We start from the raw sequence: 24417 nt of genomic DNA, 5'->3' as shown, positions 1-24417 counted from the left end.
GCACAACACGTACAAGGGCCCGGTCCCGCCAAGCTGCTTGGCGGGACCGGGCCCTCAGTGTCACCGCCACGCAAAAGGGGCGGGGCCCCGGAAGAAAATCCGGGGCCCCGCCCTGAACGCCGACGACGCCTAAGGCGTACTAAAGGCCGTCAGTTGTCGTCCTCGTCGATCAGGAAGCCGCGCATCGGCGAGGGAGCCTGACCCATCGGGGACGGGCCCTGCGGCCGGACCGGAGCCATGGGCTGGGTCATGGCCGGGGACATCTGCTGCTGGCCGCCGTAGGACGGGGCAGCCGGGCCGGGACCACCCATACCCTGGTTGCCTCCGTACGACGGGGCACCGGCGCCGGCCGGAGCCATCGAGGGCGCCGGGGACGGCGGCAGGGAGGCCGTGGCCGGAGTGCGCGGCGGAGCCAGGGAGTCGTCGGCCTGGGTCTCCAGCTGACGCAGCTGCGACTCCAGGTAGGACTTCAGGCGGGTGCGGTACTCGCGCTCGAAGCCGCGCAGATCCTCGACCTTGCGCTCCAGCGTGGCGCGAGCGGACTCCAGGGAGCCCATCGCGACGCGGTGCTTCTCCTGAGCGTCCCGCTCAAGGGCGTCGGCCTTGGCGCGGGCGTCGCGCTCCAGGCCCTCGGCGCGACTGCGGGCCTCGCCGACGATCTTGTTGGCCTCGGAACGAGCCTCGGCGATCGCCTGGTCGGCGGTCTGCTGGGCCAGCGAGAGAACGCGCGCGGCACTGTCGCCACCCGGACCCTGACCGGGGCCGCCCATCTGCGGGGGGCCGCCCATAGGGCCGCCCATCTGCTGCATCTGACCCTGCATCTGCTGACCGGGCATCTGCTGCATCTGGCCAGGCATACCGCCCTGGCCCATCTGCCCCTGCATCGGACCCTGACCCATCGGGCCCTGGCCCATCTGCCCCTGCATCGGACCCTGACCCATGGGGCCCTGGCCCATCGAACCGGGACCCTGCGGGCCGCCCTGGCCACCGGGGCCGGCGGGCAACTGCGGCGCACCGCTGGGCAGCTGGGGCGGGCCACCCATGGGGCCACCCATCTGCTGCGGCGGGCCCGATATGCCGGCGGGCACCGGGCCGCCCGGGCCTCGCATCCCCTGCTGCGGCATGCCTTGCTGGGGCATGCCCTGTTGCTGCATACCCTGCTGCTGATCCTGCTGTTCCGGAGGCTTGCGCATGCCCTGCTGCTGGTTCTGGGCAGCGGCGCGCGTGGCTGCGGCGAGCTTGGCGCGCAGGTCCTCGTTCTCGCGGAGCAGGCGGGTCAGTTCGGCTTCAACCTCGTCGAGGAAGGCATCGACCTCGTCCTCGTCATAGCCTTCTCGGAGGCGGACGGTCGTGAACTGCTTGTTCCGCACATCCTCGGGGGTCAATGGCATCTCTTCACCTCAACGTAGTCGTCGGCATTCGGCAAGACCGTATCGTTCACAGCCGGCTCACGACGGAGATCAGGATGTAGACGATGATCATCAGTACGAAGAAGGACAGGTCGAGCGCCACGCCCCCGAGACGCAACGGCGGGATGAACCGCCGCAGAAGCTTGAGCGGTGGATCAGTGACAGTGTAGGTGGCCTCCAGAACGACCACCATCGCCTTGCCTGGCTGCCATGAGCGGGCGAACTGGAAGACGTAGTCCATGACCAACCGGAAGATCAGCACGATGAGAAAGCACATCAGCGCGATGTAGACGACATCCAGAACCACGCTCATGATCCGTGCTTCCCTCTCCCCTGTTTCCATGCTGCTGGGTACCGCTGTTGGTAATGCCTTGTTACTGCTGTTTCCGGTCGTGCGTCTCAGCTCTGGTTGAAGAACCCGCCCTCTGCGATGCGGGCCTTGTCCTCCGCCGTGACATCGACGTTAGCAGGCGACAACAGGAACACCTTCTGCGTCACCCGCTCGATGCTGCCGTGAAGACCAAACACCAAACCGGCCGCAAAGTCGACAAGTCGCTTCGCATCCGTGTCATCCATCTCAGTGAGATTCATGATCACAGGCGTGCCCTCACGGAAGTGTTCCCCGATGGTACGGGCCTCGTTGTAGGTCCGGGGGTGGAGTGTGGTGATCCGGTAAGGCTCTCGTTCCGACACGACCTTGGGCATGATCACCGGTGCGTTCTTCTCCAGGCTTTGACGTTCTTGTGTGATGGACGACACGGGCGCGATCCGCGCCGGACGCCCGGATTCAGCGCCCAGCGAAGCGGAATGCGGCATCGGATCACGTGGTGCGGGCGGCTGTACCACTCGTACCGATTCGTCCCTTTGGGACTGGTGAGACTGGTGGGACTGGTGCGAACCGTGCTGCTGATGCGAGGGCTCACGCCGCCGCAGGTCGCGCTCGGGTTCCGGGTCGAGTTCGGGCTCGAAGTCGTCATCGGGGTCGAATCCCCGGCCGTCGTACCCATCGTCCTCCACGAGGCCGAGGTAGACCGCCATCTTGCGCATCGCGCCGGCCATGCTCTGAGTCCTCCGCTCTGTGGTGGATCGACTGACGAATGCCAAGTGCCCACGATCCACGAGGTCGTTATGACCGCCTTTCGGCGGTAATGACCATATTTTCTGCTGTGGTCCGACTTCCTGGCGACGTTACCCGAGCCTGGGACGGACTCCGAGTACCGCACTGCCGACGCGCACATGTGTCGCCCCGGCCGCCACGGCCTGTTCGAGGTCCGCACTCATCCCTGCGGACACCATGTTCGCAGCCGGATGCGTGCGGCGCATAGCGGTCGACAAATCCATCAGCCGCTCGAACGCCGCCAGTTCACGTCCCGCGTAGGATCCGGTCAGTGGCGCGACGGCCATCAGCCCGTCGAGCCGGAGCCCTTCGGCCCGGGCGACCAGGTCGGCCAACTCCCCGATACCGCCGGGCCCGACACCTCCACGCTCCCCGCGCGCGCTCTCCTCCGCGTCGAGCGCGACCTGGACCAGGCAGCCCACCTCACGTCCGGCCCGTACGGCCTCCTTGGACAGCCCGGACACCAGCCGGTCACGGTCGACGGACTGGACGACTCCGGCGTAACCGACCACGGAACGTACCTTGTTGGTCTGCAACTGGCCCACGAAGTGCCAGGTGAGCGGCAGATCCGCGCACGCCTCGGCCTTGGGCGCCGCATCCTGGTCGCGATTCTCGGCCACGTGACGCACACCCAGCTCGCACAGAATCCGCACATCGCTCGCGGGGTAGGTCTTGGTGACGACGATCAGCGTCACCTCCTCCCGCTTGCGGCCCGCCGTCGAGCAGGCCGTCGCGATACGCTCCTCCACTGCCGCGAGATTTGCGGCGATTTCGCCCTTACGGTCCGTCATGTCTTATCAGTCCAGCCAGACATAGCCTGCGAGCCGCCCGGTCGTGCGGTCCCGGCGGTACGAGAAGTGGTCGGCGGACTCCCGCGTGCACACCGGCGACTGCTCCCGGTGGCGCACGCCGAGCCGCTCCAACTGCGCGTGCACTCCTGCGGCCACGTCGACCGCCGGAGTGCCCCAGCTGGTCTCGGCGTACGCCGCGGGTTCGACGGCGGCGACGTCGGCGCGCATCTCCTCCGGTACTTCGTAGCACCGGCCGCAGACCGCGGGGCCGGTGCGGGCGACGATCCGTGAGGGGTCGGCGCCGAGCGATTCCATGGCGTCCACTGCGGCGGGGACGATCCCGGCGACCATGCCGGGCCGCCCCGCGTGGGCCGCGGCGACCACCCCGGCGACCGGATCGGCCAGCAGGACCGGGACGCAGTCGGCGGTGAGTACGGCGAGCGCGAGACCGCGGGTGGCGGTCACCAGGCCGTCGACCGGCGGGGTGTGCCGAGGCTCGCGGGCGCCGGGCAGAAACGGAGGGACGGTCCACGGCCCGTCGACCTCGGCGACGAGGTTGCCGTGCACCTGGTTCATCCAGACCACCCGGTCAGCGTCGATACCCAGGGACTTGGCGGCCAGTTCACGATTCGTACGGACGGCGGCCGGGTCGTCCCCGACCGCTCCGCCGAGGTTGAGCTCCTCGTACGGAACGGCGCTCACCCCGCCCCACCGGTCGGTGAAGGCGAAGTGCGCGCCGCTCACGTCGCTCGTTCCGGAGCGCTGTCCTATCACTTCAGGAAGTCCGGCACGTCCAGCTCCTCGGCCGCGCTGTCCGAGTAGGACCGGGACGGCGGGACGGGCGGGGAGACCGGGAGTTCACTGACCGGCTCCGGGGCGGGCGCCGGGGACTCCTTCGGCGTGACGCTGCCGAGCGAGCCGAAGGACGGACGGCTCTCCGCGGACCGTACCGGCGTCGGGTCGTCGCGCTTGGCGCCGGCCGAGCCGAGGATGTTGTCCCGCTTGGCCGGGGGCTGGCCCCCGTCGAAGCCGGCCGCGATGACCGTGACCCGGACCTCGTCACCGAGCGCGTCGTCGATGACCGCGCCGAAGATGATGTTGGCCTCGGGGTGCGCGGCCTCACTCACCAGCTGGGCGGCCTCGTTGATCTCGAACAGGCCGAGGTCGGAACCGCCGGAGATGGAGAGCAGGACGCCCCGGGCGCCGTCGATGGAGGCTTCGAGGAGCGGCGAGGAGATCGCCATCTCGGCAGCCGCCACCGCGCGGTCGTCGCCGCGGGCCGAGCCGATACCCATGAGTGCCGAACCCGCCTCGGACATCACGGACTTGACGTCGGCGAAGTCGAGGTTGATCAGGCCGGGCGTGGTGATCAGGTCGGTGATGCCCTGAACGCCGGAGAGCAGGACCTGGTCCGCCGACTTGAAGGCGTCGAGAACCGAGACCTGGCGGTCCGAGATGGACAGCAGCCGGTCGTTGGGGATGACGATGAGGGTGTCGACCTCTTCGCGGAGTTCCGCGATGCCGTCCTCGGCCTGGTTGGCGCGGCGCCGTCCCTCGAAGGTGAAGGGGCGGGTGACCACGCCGATGGTGAGGGCGCCGAGGTTGCGGGCGATGTTGGCCACGACGGGCGCGCCGCCGGTGCCGGTGCCGCCCCCCTCGCCTGCCGTCACGAAGACCATGTCGGCCCCCTTGAGGACCTCCTCGATCTCCTCGCGGTGGTCCTCTGCCGCCTTGCGGCCGACGGCCGGGTTGGCGCCGGCGCCGAGTCCGCGGGTGAGTTCGCGGCCGACGTCGAGCTTGACGTCGGCGTCGCTCATCAACAGCGCCTGCGCGTCGGTGTTGATGGCGATGAACTCGACGCCCTTCAGACCGACCTCGATCATCCGGTTGATGGCATTGACACCACCGCCGCCGACACCGATGACTTTGATGACTGCGAGGTAGTTCTGCGGTGCTGCCACGTCGAAGGCCTCTCGCCTCGAGTTACGTGTCGCCGTTCGCGGTGGCGCGAAGGACAACTCATGCCGAAGTGGGACGGTCCGAACGCCGACCCGAACCCTAACGTTGAAGTTTAGGGTTACCAGTGTGTCTGTTCCTTGGACTCTTCCGAACAGGACACTAAGTCGACAAGTGGCGCACGTTCAACGAACACGCCGAACCTCCCGTTTTTCTTTTCACCCTATGTGATCAGCCGTAGCGATGCCCAACCAGGGTGCTGGCCTGCACGGACGGGCGTCAACTCCCTGATGACGCAGGGGCGGTGGGAACACTTACGTCGAAGTGCCGCGCCCCGGGAGCCGCTTTCATGAGAGCGGTCAGCGCACGGGCCTTCGCACCACCCTTCTCGCCGCTCCCCCAGGTGACGGTCCGGCCGTCGCCCAACTCCAGCGAGACGGAGTCGTACGAGCGGACCTTGACCGTCTTGACAGTGCGCGCGACAGCACCCGGCAGGTCGCCCGCCACCCGCACCGCCTCGCGCACCAACCGGTCGCTGCCGAAGCGGCGCAGACTCGCGGCCTGTGAGCCGGTCCCGGACAGCGTCAATTCCAATGCGGGTACACCTTCCGGGGCAGTTGAAACCGTCGCGAATCGCACGCCTTTCGCGTCTACTTCGACATACTTGCCCCCTTTACCGGTGCTTTCGACAATCAGGACCGGGGTGCGTTCGACCACTTTCAGCCCGATTCCGTGCGGCCAGGATCGAGTGGCCTCAACCGAGTCAATTCGGGGCAGTTTTCGGAGCAGTCGGGACTCAATGGCGTCGGTGTCGACGGAAACGAGCGGTTCCCCGACCGGCACGTCGGCGGCTTCGCGCACCTGCGCCTGCGTCAGAACCCCGGTCCCCGACACCGCCACGCGCTCCACACGCGTCCACCGGGACCCGTAGAGCACCCAGAGGGCGCCCGCGCCGAGGACGAGCAGGGCGAGGGCCAGGACGACGATCGTACGAAGCCTGCGCGGCCCCAACCGGCCGAGGAGGCCCGGTCGGCGGGGCGGGCCGGAGCTGTCCTGCTGTCGTTCGCCGCGTTCGGCGGTCGTCGCTCCGGCCACGCCTGCTCCTTTTTTCCTGGCTCGGTCCACCTCGGGGGCGCTACAGCCGGTCTCGAGAGCCGACCGTGCTCAGCCCTCCGGGCCTCCGCTCGCTCGACCTCTCACACCGGCGCGCCCCTTCAGCTCACTCGCCGATGCGTTTCCTAGCGACGCCGCGAAGCGATCGCCTCGTACACCATGCCGACGAGCAGGTCGTCGGCGTCCCGGCGGCCGAACTCGCTGGCGGCGCGGGACATCTCGTACAGCCGGTGCGGGTCGGCGAGCACGGGCAGGACGTGTCGCTGCACCCACTCGGGCGTCAGGTCCGCGTCGTCGACCAGGAGTCCGCCGCCGGCCTTGACCACCGGCTGGGCGTTCAGCCGCTGTTCGCCGTTGCCGATGGGCAGCGGGACGTAGGCGGCCGGGAGCCCGACGGCGGAGAGTTCGGCGACGGTCATCGCGCCCGCGCGGCACAGCATCATGTCGGCCGCGGCGTACGCGAGGTCCATCCGGTCCACGTACGGTACCGGGATGTAGGGGGGCATCCCCGGCATCTGGTGGACCTGCGGCAGTTCGTTCTTCGGGCCGACCGCGTGCAGCACCTGGATGCCGGCCTGCTGGAGGTACGGCGCGACCCGCTCGACCACCTCGTTGAGGTGCCGGGCACCCTGCGAGCCGCCGGAGACCAGCAGCGTCGGCAGACTCGGGTCCAGCCCGAACGCGGCCCGCGCCTCGGGGCGTACGGCGGCCCGGTCGAGGGTGGCGATGGAGCGGCGCAGCGGGATGCCGATGTACCGGGCGTCCCGGAGTTTGCTGTCCGGGGTGGAGACGGCGACCTGGGCGGCGTACCGCGAGCCGATCTTGTTGGCGAGACCGGGGCGGGCGTTGGCCTCGTGGACGACGATCGGCACGCCCAGTCGCTTGGCGGCGAGGTAGCCGGGCAGGGCCACGTAGCCGCCGAAGCCGACGACCGCGTCGGCCTTGGTTCGCTCCAGGATCTGCTCGGCGGCCTTGATCGTGCCGCGCAGCCGCCCGGGGACGGTGATCAGCTCGGGGGTGGGTTTGCGCGGCAGGGGGACGGCGGGGATCAGCGCCAGGTCATAGCCCCGCTCGGGAACGAGCCGGGTCTCCAGACCGCGTTCCGTGCCCAGGGCCGTGATTCCCACGGTCGGATCCTGCCTGCGCAGGGCGTCCGCGAGGGCGAGCGCGGGCTCGATGTGGCCGGCGGTCCCCCCACCGGCGAGTACGACATGCACCGAAATTCACCGCTCTCCGGACGTACGCACCGCCGAGGCACGCCGTCTCATCGTGTTCCATCTCCGGGGGCTCCGGTCGGACACCGGACCCCCAGCCCCCCGATTTCTACCAAAGCGGGGTTGCCGCAACGAAAGCGCCGCCCGCGCACCCGGTTCGTCGCGTGCGAAGGCGATCAGCAGTCCGATGGCGAACATGGTCGGCAGCAGGGCGGAACCCCCGTAGGAGAACAGCGGGAGCGGGACACCGGCGATCGGCAGCAGGCCGAGCACCGCACCGATGTTGATCACTGCCTGAGCGGTGATCCAGGTGGTCACACCTCCCGCGGCGTACCTCACGAAGGGGTCCTCCGTGCGTCCGGCCACGCGGATACCCGCATAGCCTAGGGCCGCGAAGAGGGCGAGGACCGACAGCGTCCCCGCCAGGCCCAGTTCCTCACCGGTGACGGCGAAGATGAAGTCGGTGTGCGCTTCGGGGAGTTGCCCCCATTTTTCCACACTCGCGCCGAGGCCCGAACCGAACAGGCCACCGGAGGCGAGCGCGTAGATGCCGTGCACGGCCTGCCAGCAGGAGGTGGCCCCGGTGCCCGGCTCGGTGGCGCCGATGCACTGGAAGCGGGCCATGCGGTTGGGGCTGGTCTTGATGAGGACGAGGCCGATGAACACGGCGACGGACAGCACCCCCACGAACAGTCGCGTGGGCGCCCCGGCCAGCCACAGCAGCCCGAACAGGATGGCGGTGAGGATGATCGCCGTCCCCATGTCGCCGCCGAGCATGATCAGACCGAGCAGCATGAACGCCACCGGGACGAGCGGCACCAGCATGTGCTTCCACTGCGCGAGCAGCCGCTTGTCCTCCTTGCGGGCAATCAGGTCGGCGCCCCACAGCACCAGGGCGAGCTTGCCGAACTCGCTCGGCTGGAGCTGGAAGGAGCCGCCCAGCGAGATCCAGTTCTGGTTGCCGTTGATCGCCACTCCTATCCCGGGCACCTGCACGAGGACCATCAGGAAGACGGAGCCCGCGAGGATCGGGTAGGCGAGTGCGCGGTGCAGTTTCACCGGCATGCGCGAGGCGGCGAACAGCAGCACGCCGCCGATGGAGGCCGCGAGGAACTGCTTGCGGAAGAAGTAGGACCCGGGCAGGGACAGCTGGAGCGCCTTGATCTGGGAGGCCGAGTAGACCATCACCAGCCCGAGCACGGTGATCAGCAGGGAACCGCCGAGGATCACGTAGTACGCGGTCAGCGGCCGGTCCCAGGCCCGCTGTACGCGCCTGTGGAGGCGGCGTACGGGGTTGTCGCGGGGCGGGCGGGGAGCGGCGGGCCGGCGGACCCGCACGGCCCGCCGCACGGGCGCTCGGCCGGTACGACTACTGGGCATCAGCGCCTCCCGCACGGCCGTGCCCCAAAGGGGCGCGGGGAACTGCGCGGCCGGCTGCCACCGGCCTGCAGCAAACGAACTGCCGACAATTCCTGGGCCACATCCGTCTCACGCGTCCCTCCAAGGGTCCCGGGGCACCCGCCGTGGCCGGGACCGAACGTCAGGTACCCGCGCCGAGTTCGCGAACGGCCTGCGCGAACGCGTCACCGCGCTTGTTGTAGTTGGCGAACATGTCCATGGAGGCACAGGCCGGGGCCAGCAGCACCGTGTCGCCCGCCGCGGCCAGCCGTCGGGCCTCCTGAACAGCCGCGCGCATCGCCCCAGTGTCGGTCCGGTCGAGGTCGACGACGGGGACTTCCGGCGCGTGTCGCGCGAGGGCTTCGCCGATCAGCGCTCGGTCGGCGCCGATCAGTACCACCCCGCGAAGTCGCTTTGCCGACTTGGCGACCAGCTCGTCGAAGGTCGCGCCCTTGGCGAGCCCGCCGGCGATCCACACGATCGACTCGTACGCCGCCAAGGAGGCCTCGGCCGCGTGGGTGTTGGTCGCCTTGGAGTCGTCGATGTAGGCGACCCCGTCCACGTCGGCCACGTGCGCGATGCGGTGCGCGTCCGGGGTGAAGGCCCGAAGGCCGTCCCGGACGGCCTTCGCGGGCACTCCGAAGGCGCGCGCGAGGGCAGCCGCGGCAAGGGCGTTGGCGATGTTGTGCGGGGCGGGCGGGCTGACGTCCGCGACCTCGGCCAGTTCCTGGGCGTTCTGCTGCCGGTTCTCGACGAAGGCGCGGTCGACCAGGATGCCCTCCACGACGCCGAGTTGGGACGGTCCGGGCGCACCCAGCGTGAACCCGACGGCCCGGCAGCCCTCCTCGACGTCCGCCCCGCGCACCAGGTCCTCCGTGGCCTTGTCTGCCACGTTGTAGACACAGGCGACCCGATTGCCCTCGTAGATACGGCCCTTGTCGGCGGCGTACGCCTCCATGGAGCCGTGCCAGTCGAGGTGGTCGGGGGCCAGGTTGAGGACGGCGGCGGAGTGGGCGCGCAGGGAGGGCGCCCAGTGGAGCTGGTAGCTGGAGAGTTCGACGGCCAGGACGTCGAGACCGCCGTACGGCTCCTCGCCGAGGACCACGTCGATGATCGGCGTGCCGATGTTGCCGACGGCGGCCGTCCGCAGGCCGGCCGCGCGCAGGATCGAGGCGAGCATCTGGGTGGTGGTCGTCTTGCCGTTGGTGCCGGTGATCGCCAGCCAGGGTGCGGCATCCGGGCCGCGCAGCCGCCAGGCGATCTCGACGTCGCCGACCACGTCCACGCCGGCCTCGGCCGCCGCCGCGAAGAGCGGTGAACTCGGCTTCCAGCCGGGCGAGGTGACGACGAGCTGGGTGCCCTCGGGCAGGGTCGACGCGTCCCCGAGACGTACCTCGACGCCCTCCAGGGCCGCCGCGCGTTCCCTGTGGGCCTCGGAGTCCCCGCCGTCCACGACGGTGACGGAGGCGCCGAGGGCGGTCAGGGCGCGGGCGGCGCTGATGCCGCTGACGCCGAGGCCGGCGACGGTCACCCGCAGGCCCTTCCAGCCGCTGCCCTGACCGGACGTCACTTGTCGGCCGCCCATCCCGCGTAGAAGATGCCCAGTCCGACGATGACGCAGATGCCCTGGATGATCCAGAAGCGGACCACGACAAGGACCTCGGACCACCCCTTGAGTTCGAAGTGGTGCTGGAGTGGCGCCATCCGGAACACGCGCTTGCCGGTCATCCGGAACGAGCCGACCTGGATGACCACCGACATGGTGATCAGGACGAACAGGCCACCGAGGAGCGCCAGCAGCAGCTCCGTACGGGAGCAGATCGCGAGGCCGGCGAGCGCGCCGCCCAGGGCCAGTGAACCGGTGTCGCCCATGAAGATCTTGGCGGGTGACGTGTTCCACCACAGGAAGCCGAGGCAGGCACCCATCAGCGCCGAGGAGACGACGGCGAGGTCCAGTGGATCTCGCACCTCGTAACAGGCGGACGGATTGGTCAGGCTCTGCGCGTTGGCGCAGGACTCCTGGAACTGCCAGACGCCGATGAACGTGTACGCGCCGAAGACTAGGACGGAGGCGCCGGTGGCGAGGCCGTCCAGGCCGTCCGTCAGGTTCACGCCGTTCGACATCGCCAGGATCATGAAGAGTGCCCAGACGACGAACAGCACCGGGCCGATCGTCCAGCCGAAGTCCTGGACGAAGGAGAGCTTCGTGGAGGCCGGCGTGTTCCCGCGGTTGTCCGCGAACTGGAGCGAGAGCACCGCGAAGGCGATACCGACGGTCAGCTGGCCGGCCATCTTCGCCTTGGCCCGCAGACCGAGCGAACGCCGCTTGACGATCTTGATGTAGTCGTCCAGGAAGCCGACCAGGCCCATGCCGCCCATCAGGCCGAGCACCAGCAGCCCCGAGAAGGTCGGCGGCTTGCCGGTGATCACCTTGGACAGGAAGTACGCGGCGATCGTCGCCATGATGAAGGCGATGCCGCCCATGGTCGGCGTACCGCGCTTGGCGTGGTGCTCGCGCGGGCCGTCGTCACGGATGTACTGGCCGTAGCCCTTCCGTGCCAGCAGCTTGATCAGCAGCGGGGTGCCGATCAGCGTCAGAAAGAGACCGATGACTCCCGCGAACAGGATCTGGTTCATCATCGGGCGGCAACCTCACCCTCGACGCCGCCGACGAGCAGCGCCTGCGCCACCCGTTCGAGCCCGACCGACCGGGACGCCTTCACGAGCACGACATCCCCTGGGCGCAGCTCGCTGCGCAACAGGTCGACAGCCGCCTGTGCGTCGGACACGTGCACCGACTCCTCACCCCACGAACCCTCGTTATATGCGCCCAGTTGGAGCCAGGACGCTTCCCTGCCCCCGACCGCGACGAGCTTCCCGACATTGAGCCGGACGGCCAGCCGTCCGACCGCGTCGTGCTCGGCGAGCGCCTCGTCCCCGAGCTCGGCCATCTTGCCGAGCACCGCCCACGTACGACCCCCCTTCGCCCGTGAGGCTGTGCCCATGGCAGCGAGCGCGCGCAAAGCCGCTCGCATGGACTCGGGGTTCGCGTTGTAGGCGTCGTTGACGATCGTCACGCCGTCCGGGCGCTCGGTGACCTCCATCCGCCAGCGGGAGAGGGAGCCCGCCTCGGAGAGCGCGGTGGCGATCTCGTCTGCGGACATGCCCAGCTCATGGGCGACGGCGGCGGCGGCGAGCGCGTTCGACACGTGATGCTCACCGTACAGGCGCATGGTCACGTCGCTTGCACCGGAGGGTGTGTGAAGCCTGAAGGCGGGCTGCCCCCTGTCCGTGAGTCGCACGTTCTCGGCGCGTACGTCCGCTTCGCCGGACTCTCCGAAGAAGATCACCTTCGCCTTCGTCCGAGCCGCCATGGCTCGTACGAGGGGATCGTCGGCGTTGAGGATCGCGGCGCCGCCGTCGGCCTCGGAGGGCAGCGCCTCGACGAGTTCGCCCTTCGCTTGTGCGATCTGTTCACGTCCGCCGAACTCGCCGATGTGGGCGGTGCCGACGTTGATGACGAGGCCGATCCGCGGGGGCGTCAGATCCGTCAGATAGCGGATGTGGCCGACTCCGCGGGCGCCCATCTCCAGAACCAGGAACCTGGTCTCCTCGGTGGCGCTCAGCGCGGTCAGCGGCAGCCCGATCTCGTTGTTGAACGAGCCCGGCGTGAAGACCGTCGGCCCCTTGTGCCGGAGCACCTGGGCGATCAGGTCCTTGGTGCTGGTCTTGCCGGCGGAGCCGGTGAGGGCCACGAGGGTCGCGCCGAGCTTCTGGACCACATGCCGTGCGAGGGCGCCCAGCGCCCGCTGTACGTCGTCCACGACGACCGCGGGCACGCCGACCGGCCGGGACGCCAGTACGGCGACCGCGCCCGCCTCGACGACCGCGGCCGCGAAGTCGTGGCCGTCGACGTGCTCGCCGGCGAAGGCGACGAAGAGGCTGCCGGGCTCCACCTCGCGGGAGTCCCTGACGACCTGTCCGGTGACCTGGACCGACGGATCCGGTATGTCGTACGTCTGCCCGCCGACGACTGCTGCGATCTCGGCGAGGGAGAGGGCGATCACAAGTTCATCCCTGGGTCTTCTGGATAGCTTCGCGAAGCACCTGGCGGTCGTCGAAGGGACGGACCACTCCGGCGATGTCCTGGCCCTGCTCGTGGCCCTTGCCCGCGACCAGCACGGTGTCCCCGGGCCGCGCGCGGGCCACGGCGGCGGCGATGGCCGCGCCCCGGTCCTCGAACACCTGGACCTCGCCTCGCTCGTGCGCCGGCACGGAGGCCGCGCCTTCGAGCATGGTCGCCAGGATCGCGAGGGGGTCCTCGGAGCGGGGGTTGTCGGAGGTCAGTACGGCGGTGTCGGCGAGCCGGGCCACGGCGGCACCCATGGGGACGCGCTTGGTCGTGTCCCGGTCGCCACCGCAGCCGAGCACCACGTGCAGCCTGCCCTCGGTGACCTTGCGCAGCGCGCGCAGCACTGATTCGACGGCGTCCGTCTTGTGCGCGTAGTCGACGACCGCGAGATACGGCTGGCCCGCGTCCACCCGCTCAAGGCGTCCCGGCACTCCCGGCACGGCGGCGATGCCGTCGGCGGCGGCCTGCGGGTCGAGCCCGGCCTCGGCGAGGGCGACGATCGCGGCGAGGGTGTTGGCGATGTTGAAGGTGCCCGCGAGCGGCGACCTGGCGCTGATCCGCTGTCCCTTGGGGCCGACCACGGTGAACGTCGAGTCCATCGGGCCGACCTGTGCGTCCTCGGCGCGCCAGTCGGCGTCCGGGTGGCCCTCGGCGGAGAACGTGACGACCGGCACGGCGGCCTCGTCGACGAGCCGTCGCCCGTAGGCGTCGTCGTGGTTGACGATCCCGAGTTTGCTGCGTTCGGGAGTGAACAGCCGCGCCTTGGCCCGGAAGTAGTCCTCCATGCCGGAGTGGAACTCCATGTGTTCCGGGCTGAGGTTGTTGAACACGGCGATGTCGAAGACGCAGCCGTCGACCCGGCCGAGGACCAGCGCATGGCTGGAGACCTCCATGGCGACCGCCTCGACCCCGCGCTCGCGCATCACCGCGAACAGGGCCTGGAGGTCGGTGGCCTCGGGCGTGGTGCGCTCGGACTTGATGCGCTCGTCGCCGATGCGCGTCTCGACCGTGCCGATCAGTCCGGTGGCCCGGTCCGTCCTGAGGCCGCCCTCGACGAGGTAGGCGGTGGTGGTCTTGCCGGAGGTGCCGGTGATGCCGATCTGGAGCAGGTCGCGCCCCGGACGGCCGTAGATCGTGGCCGCCAGTTCGCCCATCCGCGCGCGCGGGTCGTCGGCCACCAGCACCGGGAGCCCGGTGGCGGCGGCGCGTTCGGCGCCCGTCGGGTCGGTCAGTACGGCGGCGGCGCCCAGGCCGGCCGCCTGCGTCACGAAGTCGGCGCCGTGCAGCCGGGCCCCCGGGAGGGCGGCGTAGAGGTCGCCGGGGCGGACGGCGCGCGAGTCGTGGGTGATGCCCGTGACCGCGACGATCCCGTCCTGCGCGGTCGGGGGCTGTGGGGCACCCAGCTGTCCGGCCAGTTCCGCGAGGGGTGTGGCGGAGACGTGAACCGGCCTGGGCGGTCCCGGATATGTCACAGGAACGCCCTTCTGGGTGGTTTGGTACTGATCAGCGTGTGGCACGGCGGTGAGCGTACCGGGCGCACCCCCACGGGAGCGAAGTGAGGGCGCGGGCCGGGTGTGCGACGGGGCGCTGTTCCCCGGGTCGTCAGAGATCGTGTTCACGGGCTGTTTCCTGGCTGGTTTCCGTGCTGATCAGGGTGTGAAGGCCACGGGGAGATTCGCGGCCTTGGCCCCGGTGGGCGGTACCTGAAGGGTTTTCAGGGCGAACTCCATGACCTCCTTGTAGATGGGGCCACAGATCTGACCTCCGAAGTAGCTGCCCTTGGTGGCGTTCTGGATGGCGCAGTAGACGGTGACGCGTGGGCTGTCGGCGGGTGCGAAGCCGGCGAACGACGAGGTGTAGCCGCGGTAGCGGCCGGTGGCCGGATCCACGCGGTTGGCCGTACCCGTCTTGCCCGCCACGCGGTAGCCGGGGATGCGCGCCTTGGTGCCGGTGCCCTCCTCGTCGTCCACGACGGACTCCAGCATCCTGGCGAGGGTCTTCGCCGTCTCCGCACTGACGACCCGGGTCTTCTTGGGATCGGCGGCGGGGGTGAACCGGCCGTCGGCGCCCTTGGAGCCCCGGATCAGGGTCGGCTCCACGCGGACGCCGCCGTTGGCGATCGTCGAGTACACGGAGGCCGCCTGCAGTGCGTTGAGGGAGAACCCCTGGCCGAAGGGAATCGTGTACTGCTGGGAGGTCGACCACTGGTCCGGCGGCGCGAGGATGCCCTTGGTCTCGCCGGGGAAGTCGAGCCCGGTGTAGCTGCCGAGTCCGAACTTGCGCAGGTAGGAGTAGAGGACCTGGTTGGCCTGCGCCTGCGTCTTGCCGAGCTGGCCGGTGGCCAGGATGGTGCCGATGTTGCTGGACTTGGCGAGTACGCCGTTGAGCGTGAGGTACCAGGTCGGGTGGTCGATGTCGTCCTTGAAGAGCCGGTCGCCCCGGTGCAGCCGGTTGGGCACGACGACATGTGTCGCGGGCGTGGCCACGTTCTCCTCGAGTACGGCGGCCATCGACATGACCTTGGCGGTGGAACCGGGCTCGTAGGCGTCCTGGAGGGCCGCGTTGCCGAGCGCGTTCGGGTTCGCCTTGGTGAGGTCGTTCGGGTCGAAGCCGGGCGAGTTGGCCATGGCCAGGATCTGTCCGGTCCGGGTGTCCTGCACTATCACGTACCCGCGGTCCGCCTTCGACTCCTTCACCTGCTCGGTGATGGCGTTCTGCGCGGCCCACTGGATGTCACGGTCGATGGTCAGTTCGATGTCGGAACCGGGCACCGCGGGCGTCTCGGTGGAGTCGGCGGTGGGCACCTGCCGTCCCCCTGACTGTGCGTACCGGATCTCGCCGTCCTGCCCGGCGAGTTCGCCGTTCAGCTGCTGTTCGAGGCCACCGCCGCCCTTGCCGTCGGCGCTGACCCAGCCGAGCAGTCCGGCGGCGAGTCCACCGTTCGGATAGACGCGCTTGCTCGCGGGCACGGCCAGCACACCGGCGAGGACGTTGACGGTGTCCGGGTCGGTTCCGGACTTGGCGGCCAGGGTGGACTTCAGGTCCTTGATCTGCGTCCACACCTGGGGGGTCTGGCGGTGCGCGAGCAGCGTGTAGCGCGTGTCCGGCGTCCTGAGCCTGTTCGCGATGGTGTCGGCGTCCTGCCCGAGGATCGGCGCGAGCAGAGCGGCGGCCTGCTCGGGGGCGTCTCCCAGTTTCGTGCTCTTCGGCGTGAACATCGTCGGGTCGGCGGTGATGTCGTACGCGTCCACGCTGGTCGCCAGTTCGACGCCGTTGCGGTCGGTGATCTCGCCACGCTCGGCGGCCAGGGTGCGGCCGACGTACCGGTTCTGCTCGGCCTTGGCGGCGTACTCGCTGGCGTCGACGGCCTGCACCTGGAACAGCCTTACGACGAAGGCGATCAGCACCAGGGCCAGCGCGAGACTGACCATGCGCAGCCGGGGCCGGGGGCTGCCGAGCCGGATGACCTTGGGCCCGGTGGGCCGGTCCGCTGCCGGGCGGCGGGCGGGGCGGGCGCCGGGGCCCGGACGCCGGGCGGCCCCGGGACGGGCGGACCTGGCCGGGGCGGGCACGCGACGGCGCGGCGGTTCCCTGTCGGACACTTCCGTCACCTGCCGGGGGTCGTGGAGGGGAGGGTGGGGGTGGAGGTGGAGGTGGGGGTGGGGGGGGCTGCGGGGGTCTGCTCGGGAGACGCCGTCGCGGACGGGGTCGGCGTGGGCGTCGGCTCAGGGGTGGGCGTGGGCGTGGGGGTGGCGGTCGGCGTAAGGGTGGCGGTCGGTGTGGGCGCAGGCTCGGGGACGTTCATCTCGGGCGGGACCACCGCCGGAATCCGCAGCGCCGCCTGCTCAGCGGCGCCCGGGACGCCCTTGACGGTGCCGTCGGGGTTGAGGAAGGCCGGGTCGCCGCCCGGGACCATGCCGAGTTCCCTGGCCCGGCGCTGGAGGGCGTCGGGCGCGGCATAGGCGTCCACGTCCCGCTGGAGCGCCTGTTCCTCGTCGGTGAGGCTCTTGGTGTCCTTCTGAAGGTCGTCGAGGCGGAACCCTCCTTCGCTGAGGGCCGAGTTCAGCACGAGGAGCCCGATCAGACCGCCGCCCAGCAGAAAGACGACAAGCAGGACGAACGGGGTACGGGCGGCCTGCCCCGGCCCCGTGGGAAAGAGCCGGGCGAGACGGGCGGCCCTGCCCTTCAGTTCGGGATTCCTACTCACTCGCCCTCCCCACGAGTCGGTCGTCTCCACGCGCCTTCCCGCTCGTCCGCCCGGCAAGTCCGGGTTTCCTACTCACCCGCAGTCCCCTCCGTACGCCTCACTCGGCATCCTCCCTGATGCGCTGAGCCCCGCGCAGTCGCGCCGGGGCGGCTCGCCGGTTCTCGGCGACCTCTTCCTCGGTGGGAAGTTCGGCACCACGGGTGAGCAGCTTGAGCCGGGGCTGGTAACGCTCGGGCACGACCGGCAGTCCGGGGGGCGCGGTGTTGGCGGCACCGGCCGCGAACACCTGCTTGACCAGCCGGTCTTCGAGCGAGTGGTACGCCAGGACGGCGATCCGGCCGCCGACGGCGAGCGCCTTCACCGCGGCCGGGATCGCCCGTTCCAGGACGGCCAGTTCACCGTTGACCTCGATGCGCAGCGCCTGGAAGGTGCGCTTGGCGGGGTTGCCGCCGGTGCGTTTGGCGGCCTGCGGCAGCGAGTCGCGGATCAGTTCGACGAGCCGGGCGCTGTTACTGAAGGGCTCCTTGTCGCGTTCGCGCACGACCGCGGAGACGATCCGCTTGGCCTGCTTCTCCTCGCCGTACGCCCTGAGGATCCGGACGAGTTCACCGGCCGGATAGGTGTTGAGGACCTCGGCGGCGCTGATTCCGGTCGTCTGGTCCATGCGCATGTCGAGGGGTGCGTCCTGGGCGTAGGCGAACCCCCGGCCGGCCTCGTCGAGTTGCATGGAGGAGACACCGAGGTCGAAGAGGACACCGTCGGCCTTCGGCAGGCCCAGGCGGTCGAGTACGTCGGGCAGTTCGTCGTAGACCGCGTGCACCAGGGTGGCCCGCTCGCCGAAGGGGGCAAGGCGCTCCCCGGAGAGACGCAGCGCCTCCTTGTCACGGTCGAGGCCGACCAGCCGGGCCTCGGGGAAACGGGCGAGCAGCGCCTCGCTGTGGCCGCCGAGGCCGAGGGTGCAGTCGACGACGACCGCTCCGGGCCGCTCCAGGGCGGGGGCCAACAGGTCCAGGCACCGCTGGAGCATCACCGGGACGTGTCGACTGTTGCTCAAGGGGCCCTCTCAGGTCCGGCACAGCGCCCTGCGCACCGCCGGGTTCCCGCCCGCTCCGAGAAGGGGAGGTCCGCCGGCGCCGGAAGCGTCAGCCGACCGGGAGCGGGAGGAGGCCGAGCCGTACGTACGCGCCGCGCACGCGGGGGATCAATCGATCCAGCAGGGAGTCTCGCCTCCCGCTTCGCGTCACTTTAGTCCACGGTGTCGCGCGGTCAATCAACCGGCCTGCGCGTCGCGACCCCCGTCCCCGACAAGCCGCAAATCATCCGCAATCGCCCGTACAGGCATACTCGCACCACCCTTGTGGGTTACCTCACAACAACACTCATTGATGTTCTTTGTCCCCTCTCACAGCGGGCCCGGAAGGGGCGTGACCAGTACCGTCATGGTTATGACGACTTCTGCATCAGTTCCCACCGGACCCGAAGGCGCCATATCCACCGAGGGCACGGTCACCGACCGTCTCGTCGAGGCCAACGAGCAGTACGCGGCCGCCTTCACCGACCCGGGGATGGACGCCCGCCCCGTACTCCAGGTGGCGGTCGTCGCCTGCATGGACGCCCGCCTCGACCTGCACGCCGCCCTCGGCCTGGAGCTCGGCGACTGTCACACCATCCGCAACGCGGGAGGTGCCGTCACCGACGACGTGATCCGCTCCCTCACCATCAGCCAGCGCGCACTCGGCACGCGCAGCGTCATCCTCATCCACCACACCGGCTGCGGCCTCGAGTCCCTCACGGAGGACTTCCGGCAGGAGCTGGAGATCGAGGTCGGCCAGCGCCCCGCCTGGGCCGTGGAGGCCTTCCGGGACGTCGACCAGGACGTCCGCCAGTCCATGCAGCGCGTGCGCACCAGCCCGTTCCTGCTGCACACCGACGACGTCCGCGGCTTCGTCTTCGACGTGAAGTCGGGCCTGCTGCGTGAGATCGATCCCGCGTAACCGAACCGGACCGCGCATCCTTACGTATGTCTCTACGAAATTTACCCCGCACTTCAGGGCCGAAAAGGCCAGAAAATAAGACATAACCCTGCCAGTTATCCACAGGCGAGTGACACGAACCGGTAACGGCAACAAGAATGCGGGGGTGACGTCACGCGGAACTCTTCCCGCGTGGTGTCCGTGTTTCGGGGTGGGCCGGTCCGCATCGCAGAGCGTCGGCCTGGAGAAAGAACGGGCCTAGGAGGGCCGTGTGACGACCTATGACGATCGAGCGAGCCTCACTGATCTGACCGCCACTGTGGAGCGAGTCCGCAGTTCGGTGGAGGGAGTGATCGAGGGCAAGCCTGAGGTCGTACGGCTTTCGCTGACCGTGCTGCTCGCCGAGGGGCATCTTCTGATCGAGGATGTCCCCGGCGTCGGCAAGACCATGCTGGCGAAGACGCTGGCCAAGTCCATCGACTGTTCCGTGCGGCGCATTCAGTTCACGCCGGACCTGTTGCCCTCGGACATCACCGGGGTGTCCATCTGGGACCAGCAGCGCCGCGACTTCGAGTTCAAACCCGGGGCGATCTTCGCGCAGATCGTGATCGGCGACGAGATCAACCGTGCCTCGCCGAAGACCCAGTCCGCGCTCCTGGAGTCCATGGAGGAGCGCCAGGTCACCATCGACGGGCAGACCTACGAACTGCCGAGCCCCTTCATGGTGGTGGCCACCCAGAACCCGGTCGAGATGGAAGGCACCTACCCGCTCCCGGAGGCACAGCGCGACCGCTTCATGGCCCGTGTCTCCATGGGCTACCCGAGCGCGGAGGCCGAACTCCAGATGCTGGACGTGCACGGCGGCGTCTCACCGCTGGACGATCTCCAGCCGGTGGCCCACGCGCACGACATCGTGAAGCTCGTGGAGGCCGTCCGCAACGTCCACGTCGCGGAATCGGTCCGGCGCTACGCGGTGGACCTGGTCGCCGCCACGCGCACCCACCCCGACCTCAGACTCGGCGCCTCACCGCGCGCAACGCTTCATCTGCTGCGCGCCTCGAAGGCGTCCGCCGCCCTGAGCGGCCGGGAGTACGCGCTGCCTGACGACGTCCAGGCCCTCGCTGTGGCCGTGCTGTCCCACCGCCTGCTGCCCACCGCCCAGGCCCAGCTGAACCGCCGTACCTCCGAGCAGGTCGTCCAGGAGATCCTCCAGCGCACCGCCGTGCCCGCGGCGCCCCAGCAGCAGAGCGGCTTCGGCATGGGCCGCTCCGGGCCCGACTTCGGGCAGCAGCCGCCGCGGAGGCTTGGATGAGCGCAGGCGCGCCGGGGCACCCGGAGGACGACGAGGGCGACAAGGGCGGGGTACGCACGGCGCTGGCCGGTCTCACCACCCGCGGGCGCTCCTTCCTGGCCGCCGGGGTCGCCGCCGCCATCTGCGCGTATGTCCTGGGGCAGAGCGATCTGCTCCGGGTGGGCGTCCTGCTCGCCGTACTTCCGCTGGTCTGCGCGACCGTGCTGTACCGGACGCGCTACCGGGTGGCCGGCAGCCGCCGGCTTTCCCCCGCGCGCGTGCCCGCCGCCTCCGAGGCCCGGGTCCATCTCCGGATGGACAACGTCTCGCGGCTGCCCACGGGTCTGCTGATGCTCCAGGACCGGGTGCCGTACGTGCTCGGTCCGCGCCCCCGTTTCGTCCTGGACCGGGTGGAGGCGGGCGGCCGCCGCGAGGTGTCCTACCGCGTCCGCTCCGATCTGCGGGGCCGCTATCCGCTGGGCCCGCTCCAACTGCGGCTGACCGACCCGTTCGGCATGTGCGAGCTGACCCGCTCCTTCTCGACCCACGACACCCTGACGGTGATCCCGCGCGTGGAGACCCTGCCGCCGGCGCGGCTGACCGGCGAGGCCAAGGGGTACGGCGAGGGGCGGCAGCGCTCGCTGGCGCTGGCCGGCGAGGACGACGTGATCCCGCGCGGGTACCGCTACGGCGACGATCTGCGCCGTGTGCACTGGCGCTCCACCGCCCGCTACGGCGAGCTGATGGTGCGCCGCGAGGAACAGCCGCAGCGCGCCCGCTGCACGGTGCTCCTCGACACCCGGGGCATCGCCTACCTGGGCGCCGGCCCGGACTCGGCCTTCGAGTGGGCGGTTTCGGGTGCCGCGTCCGTCCTGGTCCACATGCTCGAGCGGGGCTTCTCCGTACGACTTTTGACGGACACGGGCAACTCCGTGCCCGGCGAGGGCGGCGAGGGTTTCGCGGGCGCCAGCCAGGAGTCGGCGGACGCGGCCGGGCTGATGATGGACACGCTCGCGGTGATCGACCACTCGGACGGCATGGACATCTCCCGGGCGTACGACGTGCTGCGCGGCGGCGGTGAGGGACTGCTGATGGCGTTCTTCGGCGACCTCGACGAGGAGCAGGCCGCGGTGGCCGCCAAGATGCGGCAGCGCAGCGGCGGGGCGGTCGCGTTCGTGCTGGACAGTGAGACCTGGGTGCGGGAACCCAACGATGTGCCGGGTCCCGAGGACCCGGGCGAGGAGTCGCTGCGGATGCTGCGCGAGGCGGGCTGGACGGCGGTGCGCGTCCCGCGCGGGGCCGCGATGGACGACCTGTGGCGCCAGGCGGACCGGGAGCGTTCCGGTCTCGGTTCCCTCAGCGGCGGGGAGGGACGGTCATGAGCGGGCGCGCACGACTGGCACTGAGCGCCTGGGTGGCCACCATGCTGACGGCGTGCGCCCTGCTGCCGCTGGTCGAGGACGTGAGCTGGCTGCTGCAGGTGGCCTTCCTGCTGGGCATGCAGACGATCGTCGGCGCGGGTGCCCGGCGGGTACCGCTGGCCTGGCCGCTCACGGTGGCGGCGCAGGTCCTCGTCACGCTCGTTCTGCTGACCCTGGTCTTCGCCCGGGAGCAGGCGTTCTTCGGCCTGATCCCCGGCCCCGACGCCTTCCGGCAGTTCGGCACGCTGCTGCAGAGCGGCGCGGACGACGTCGGGAGGTACGCGATCCCGGCGCCGCTGTCCGACGGCATACGGCTGATGCTGGTCGGCGGTGCGCTGCTGATCGGGCTCGCGGTGGACACCCTCGCCGTGACGTTCCGCAGCGCGGCTCCGGCCGGTCTGCCGTTGCTCGCGCTGTACTCGGTCGCCGCCGGGCTGGCCGACGGCGGCGGTACCTGGCTGTGGTTCCTGCTGGCCGCGGCGGGCTATCTGATGCTGCTGCTGGCCGAGGGCCGGGACCGGCTCTCCCAGTGGGGCCGGGTCTTCGGCGGCGCGCCACGTGCCCCGGGCGAGCTGCCGACCGGCGGCGCGATCGCCCCCGTACGCACGGGACGGCGGATCGGCGCGGTCGCGCTGGGCGTGGCTCTGGTGGTTCCGCTGGCGCTGCCCTCGCTCGACGGCGGGCTGCTGAACGCCGCGGGGAGCGGTACGGGTTCGGGCGGCGGAGGCGGCACGATCTCCGCCGTGAACCCGCTGGTGTCGCTGCGCGACAGTCTGAACGTGAACGAGGACCGTCAGGTCATGTCCGTGCGCAACAGCACCGAGGACACCCAGGACCTGTATCTGCGGATCGTCTCGCTCGACTCCTTCGACGGCACCGCGTGGAAGCCGGCCCAGCGGCAGATCCAGGACGTGCCCGACAGGTTCCCGAATCCGGTCGGTCTCAACGCGGGCGTGCGGCGCTCCGAGGTCACGACCACCATCTCGGCGGCGAACTGGTACGCCCAGGACTGGCTGCCGATGCCGTACCCGGCGACCGGTGTGAAGATCGACGGCAGCTGGCGTTTCGAGCCGGTGGGCCGCACCCTCGTCGGTGACCACGGCCAGAACACACGCGGTGCGCGGTACACGGTGACGAGCCTGGACGTGCAGCCGACGGCACAGCAGCTCGCCGAGGCGCCGGAGCCGGCCCCGGCGCTGGTGCGTGAGTTCACCCAGGTCCCGGAGTCGCTGCCGACGGTCGTGGCGCGCACGGCGCGCGAGGTCACCGCCGGTTCCACGAACGCCTACGAGCAGGCGGTCAAGCTCCAGGACTACTTCTCGGTGAGCGGCGGCTTCCGGTACGACACCCAGGTGCAGGTCGGCAGCGGCTCCAACGCGGTAGCACGGTTCCTGAGGGACAAGGAGGGCTTCTGCGTCCACTTCTCCTTCGCGATGGCCTCGATGGCCCGCACGCTGGGCATTCCGGCCAGGGTCGCGGTGGGCTTCGCGCCGGGTACCCCTCAGCCGGACGGCACGGTGTCGGTGGGACAGCGCGACGCGCACGCCTGGCCTGAGCTGTACTTCGAGGGCGTCGGCTGGACCCGTTTCGAGCCGACCCCGACCCGCGGTTCGGTGCCCGAGTACACGCAGTCCCAGGCGCCGGGCAGCAATATCCCGGACCCGGACGTGCCGTCCCAGCAGGCGTCCGTGGGGCCCTCCGATTCCGCCTCGGCGAGCGAGACCTGCACGGCGGCGCAGCGGCGGCTGGACGGCGGGTGCGCGAGCGAGTCCGCGCAGACCGCACTGGGCACGGACGACGACAACGACTGGTGGTCCGCAGCCCTGGGCTGGACGCTGGGTGTGCTCGCCGTGATCGCGCTCCTGCTGCTGCCGATGCTGTGGCGGCTGCGGGTCCGGGCCGTACGGCTCGGGGCGCACGGCCGGGGTGACGCCGACGCGGCGGTCCACGCGCTGTCGGCCTGGCAGGAACTGACCGACACCGCCTGGGACTTCGGCATCAGCCCGGAGGAGTCGCAGACGCCCCGCAAGGCGGCTGCCCGGATCGTGCGACTCGGCCACCTCGATCCGCCGGCGGCGGACGCCGTGCACCGGGTGGCGGACGCCGTGGAGCAGGTCCTGTACGCCCCCAGTCCGCGCCCGACGGCGGGACTCGCGGAGGATGTGCGCCGGGTGTCCGTGGCCCTGCGCACCACGGTGAGCCGGGGCACGGAACTGCGCGCGACGTTCGCCCCGCGTTCGACCGTACGGGTGATGTGGGCGCTGTCGGCGCGCTTGGCCGTGCTCAGTGAGCGCGTGTCGGCGGCCCGGCCGACCCTGCGCAAGCCGTGGGGCCAGCACGGCTGACGGTACGTACGACGGCCGGAGACGGTGGTGGCCCGGACCCCGAGGGGTCC

Annotated in this window: 20 protein-coding genes; 4 read left to right on the top strand and 16 right to left on the bottom strand. The window is 70.3% G+C overall.

Going from position 1 to position 24417, the window contains the following annotated elements; all coding sequences use genetic code 11:
• Positions 1–149 precede the first annotated feature (149 nt).
• From RB628_RS27885 to rsmH, 16 genes are all read right to left on the bottom strand, one after another.
• Complete coding sequence (locus RB628_RS27885; RefSeq protein WP_318323277.1) at positions 150–1391, bottom strand: DivIVA domain-containing protein; 1242 nt, start codon at positions 1389–1391, stop codon at positions 150–152.
• Positions 1392–1437: 46 nt separating this feature from the next.
• Complete coding sequence (locus RB628_RS27880; RefSeq protein ID WP_033318070.1) at positions 1438–1722, bottom strand: YggT family protein; 285 nt, start codon at positions 1720–1722, stop codon at positions 1438–1440.
• 86 nt (positions 1723–1808) lie between these two features.
• The gene (locus RB628_RS27875) at positions 1809–2468 is read right to left on the bottom strand and encodes a cell division protein SepF (protein ID WP_318323276.1); all 660 of its coding nucleotides are present in this window, start codon (positions 2466–2468) and stop codon (positions 1809–1811) included.
• A gap of 129 nt (positions 2469–2597) precedes the next feature.
• On the bottom strand, positions 2598–3317 hold the full coding sequence (locus RB628_RS27870) for a YggS family pyridoxal phosphate-dependent enzyme (protein WP_318323275.1): 720 nt from the start codon (positions 3315–3317) through the stop codon (positions 2598–2600).
• A 6-nt stretch (positions 3318–3323) separates the two neighbouring features.
• Positions 3324–4091, bottom strand: a complete 768-nt coding sequence (pgeF, locus tag RB628_RS27865; RefSeq protein ID WP_318323274.1) for a peptidoglycan editing factor PgeF — start codon at positions 4089–4091, stop codon at positions 3324–3326.
• On the bottom strand, positions 4088–5278 hold the full coding sequence (gene ftsZ, locus RB628_RS27860; RefSeq protein ID WP_318323273.1) for a cell division protein FtsZ: 1191 nt from the start codon (positions 5276–5278) through the stop codon (positions 4088–4090). Before ftsZ ends, pgeF begins: the two co-directional genes overlap by 4 nt.
• Positions 5279–5552: 274 nt before the next feature.
• A complete protein-coding gene (locus RB628_RS27855) occupies positions 5553–6368 on the bottom strand; it encodes a cell division protein FtsQ/DivIB (protein WP_318323272.1) in 816 nt (271 codons plus the stop codon).
• 143 nt (positions 6369–6511) lie between these two features.
• A complete protein-coding gene (gene murG / locus RB628_RS27850; protein ID WP_318323271.1) occupies positions 6512–7603 on the bottom strand; it encodes an undecaprenyldiphospho-muramoylpentapeptide beta-N-acetylglucosaminyltransferase in 1092 nt (363 codons plus the stop codon).
• A 6-nt stretch (positions 7604–7609) separates the two neighbouring features.
• On the bottom strand, positions 7610–8980 hold the full coding sequence (gene ftsW, locus RB628_RS27845) for a putative lipid II flippase FtsW (RefSeq protein ID WP_318323270.1): 1371 nt from the start codon (positions 8978–8980) through the stop codon (positions 7610–7612).
• Between the two features lie 160 nt (positions 8981–9140).
• Complete coding sequence (gene murD / locus RB628_RS27840) at positions 9141–10583, bottom strand: UDP-N-acetylmuramoyl-L-alanine--D-glutamate ligase (RefSeq protein WP_412180737.1); 1443 nt, start codon at positions 10581–10583, stop codon at positions 9141–9143.
• A complete protein-coding gene (gene mraY / locus RB628_RS27835) occupies positions 10565–11638 on the bottom strand; it encodes a phospho-N-acetylmuramoyl-pentapeptide-transferase (RefSeq protein ID WP_318323269.1) in 1074 nt (357 codons plus the stop codon). Before mraY ends, murD begins: the two co-directional genes overlap by 19 nt.
• A complete protein-coding gene (locus RB628_RS27830; protein WP_318323268.1) occupies positions 11635–13065 on the bottom strand; it encodes a UDP-N-acetylmuramoyl-tripeptide--D-alanyl-D-alanine ligase in 1431 nt (476 codons plus the stop codon). Before RB628_RS27830 ends, mraY begins: the two co-directional genes overlap by 4 nt.
• A gap of 4 nt (positions 13066–13069) precedes the next feature.
• Positions 13070–14749 carry a UDP-N-acetylmuramoyl-L-alanyl-D-glutamate--2,6-diaminopimelate ligase gene (locus RB628_RS27825; RefSeq protein ID WP_318323267.1) on the bottom strand — a complete coding sequence of 560 codons (1680 nt, stop codon included), beginning with the start codon at positions 14747–14749 and terminating at the stop codon, positions 13070–13072.
• A 30-nt stretch (positions 14750–14779) separates the two neighbouring features.
• On the bottom strand, positions 14780–16732 hold the full coding sequence (locus RB628_RS27820; RefSeq protein WP_318323266.1) for a penicillin-binding protein 2: 1953 nt from the start codon (positions 16730–16732) through the stop codon (positions 14780–14782).
• Between the two features lie 5 nt (positions 16733–16737).
• Positions 16738–17337 carry a hypothetical protein gene (locus RB628_RS27815; protein ID WP_318323265.1) on the bottom strand — a complete coding sequence of 200 codons (600 nt, stop codon included), beginning with the start codon at positions 17335–17337 and terminating at the stop codon, positions 16738–16740.
• Between the two features lie 97 nt (positions 17338–17434).
• Entirely contained in the window at positions 17435–18391 is a 957-nt protein-coding gene (gene rsmH, locus RB628_RS27810) for a 16S rRNA (cytosine(1402)-N(4))-methyltransferase RsmH (RefSeq protein ID WP_318323264.1), read from the bottom strand.
• Between the two features lie 391 nt (positions 18392–18782).
• Between rsmH and RB628_RS27805 the strand changes: the two genes are divergently transcribed.
• From RB628_RS27805 to RB628_RS27790, 4 genes are all read left to right on the top strand, one after another.
• Entirely contained in the window at positions 18783–19331 is a 549-nt protein-coding gene (locus RB628_RS27805) for a carbonic anhydrase (protein WP_318323263.1), read from the top strand.
• 250 nt (positions 19332–19581) lie between these two features.
• Positions 19582–20622: a MoxR family ATPase gene (locus tag RB628_RS27800; protein WP_318323262.1), complete on the top strand. Its 1041-nt coding sequence runs from the start codon at positions 19582–19584 to the stop codon at positions 20620–20622.
• Entirely contained in the window at positions 20619–21983 is a 1365-nt protein-coding gene (locus RB628_RS27795; RefSeq protein ID WP_318323261.1) for a DUF58 domain-containing protein, read from the top strand. The genes RB628_RS27800 and RB628_RS27795 overlap by 4 nt, the downstream gene beginning before the upstream one ends.
• A complete protein-coding gene (locus tag RB628_RS27790; RefSeq protein ID WP_318323260.1) occupies positions 21980–24367 on the top strand; it encodes a DUF3488 and transglutaminase-like domain-containing protein in 2388 nt (795 codons plus the stop codon). Before RB628_RS27795 ends, RB628_RS27790 begins: the two co-directional genes overlap by 4 nt.
• The last annotated feature ends 50 nt before the right edge of the window (positions 24368–24417 follow it).

Origin of the sequence: Streptomyces sp. ADMS (assembly GCF_033441795.1) — a bacterium.
In the GTDB taxonomy this organism is placed as follows: domain Bacteria; phylum Actinomycetota; class Actinomycetes; order Streptomycetales; family Streptomycetaceae; genus Streptomyces.
The sequence above is the reverse complement of the archived record's forward strand: the minus strand, read 5'-3'. Positions and strand labels throughout refer to the sequence as shown.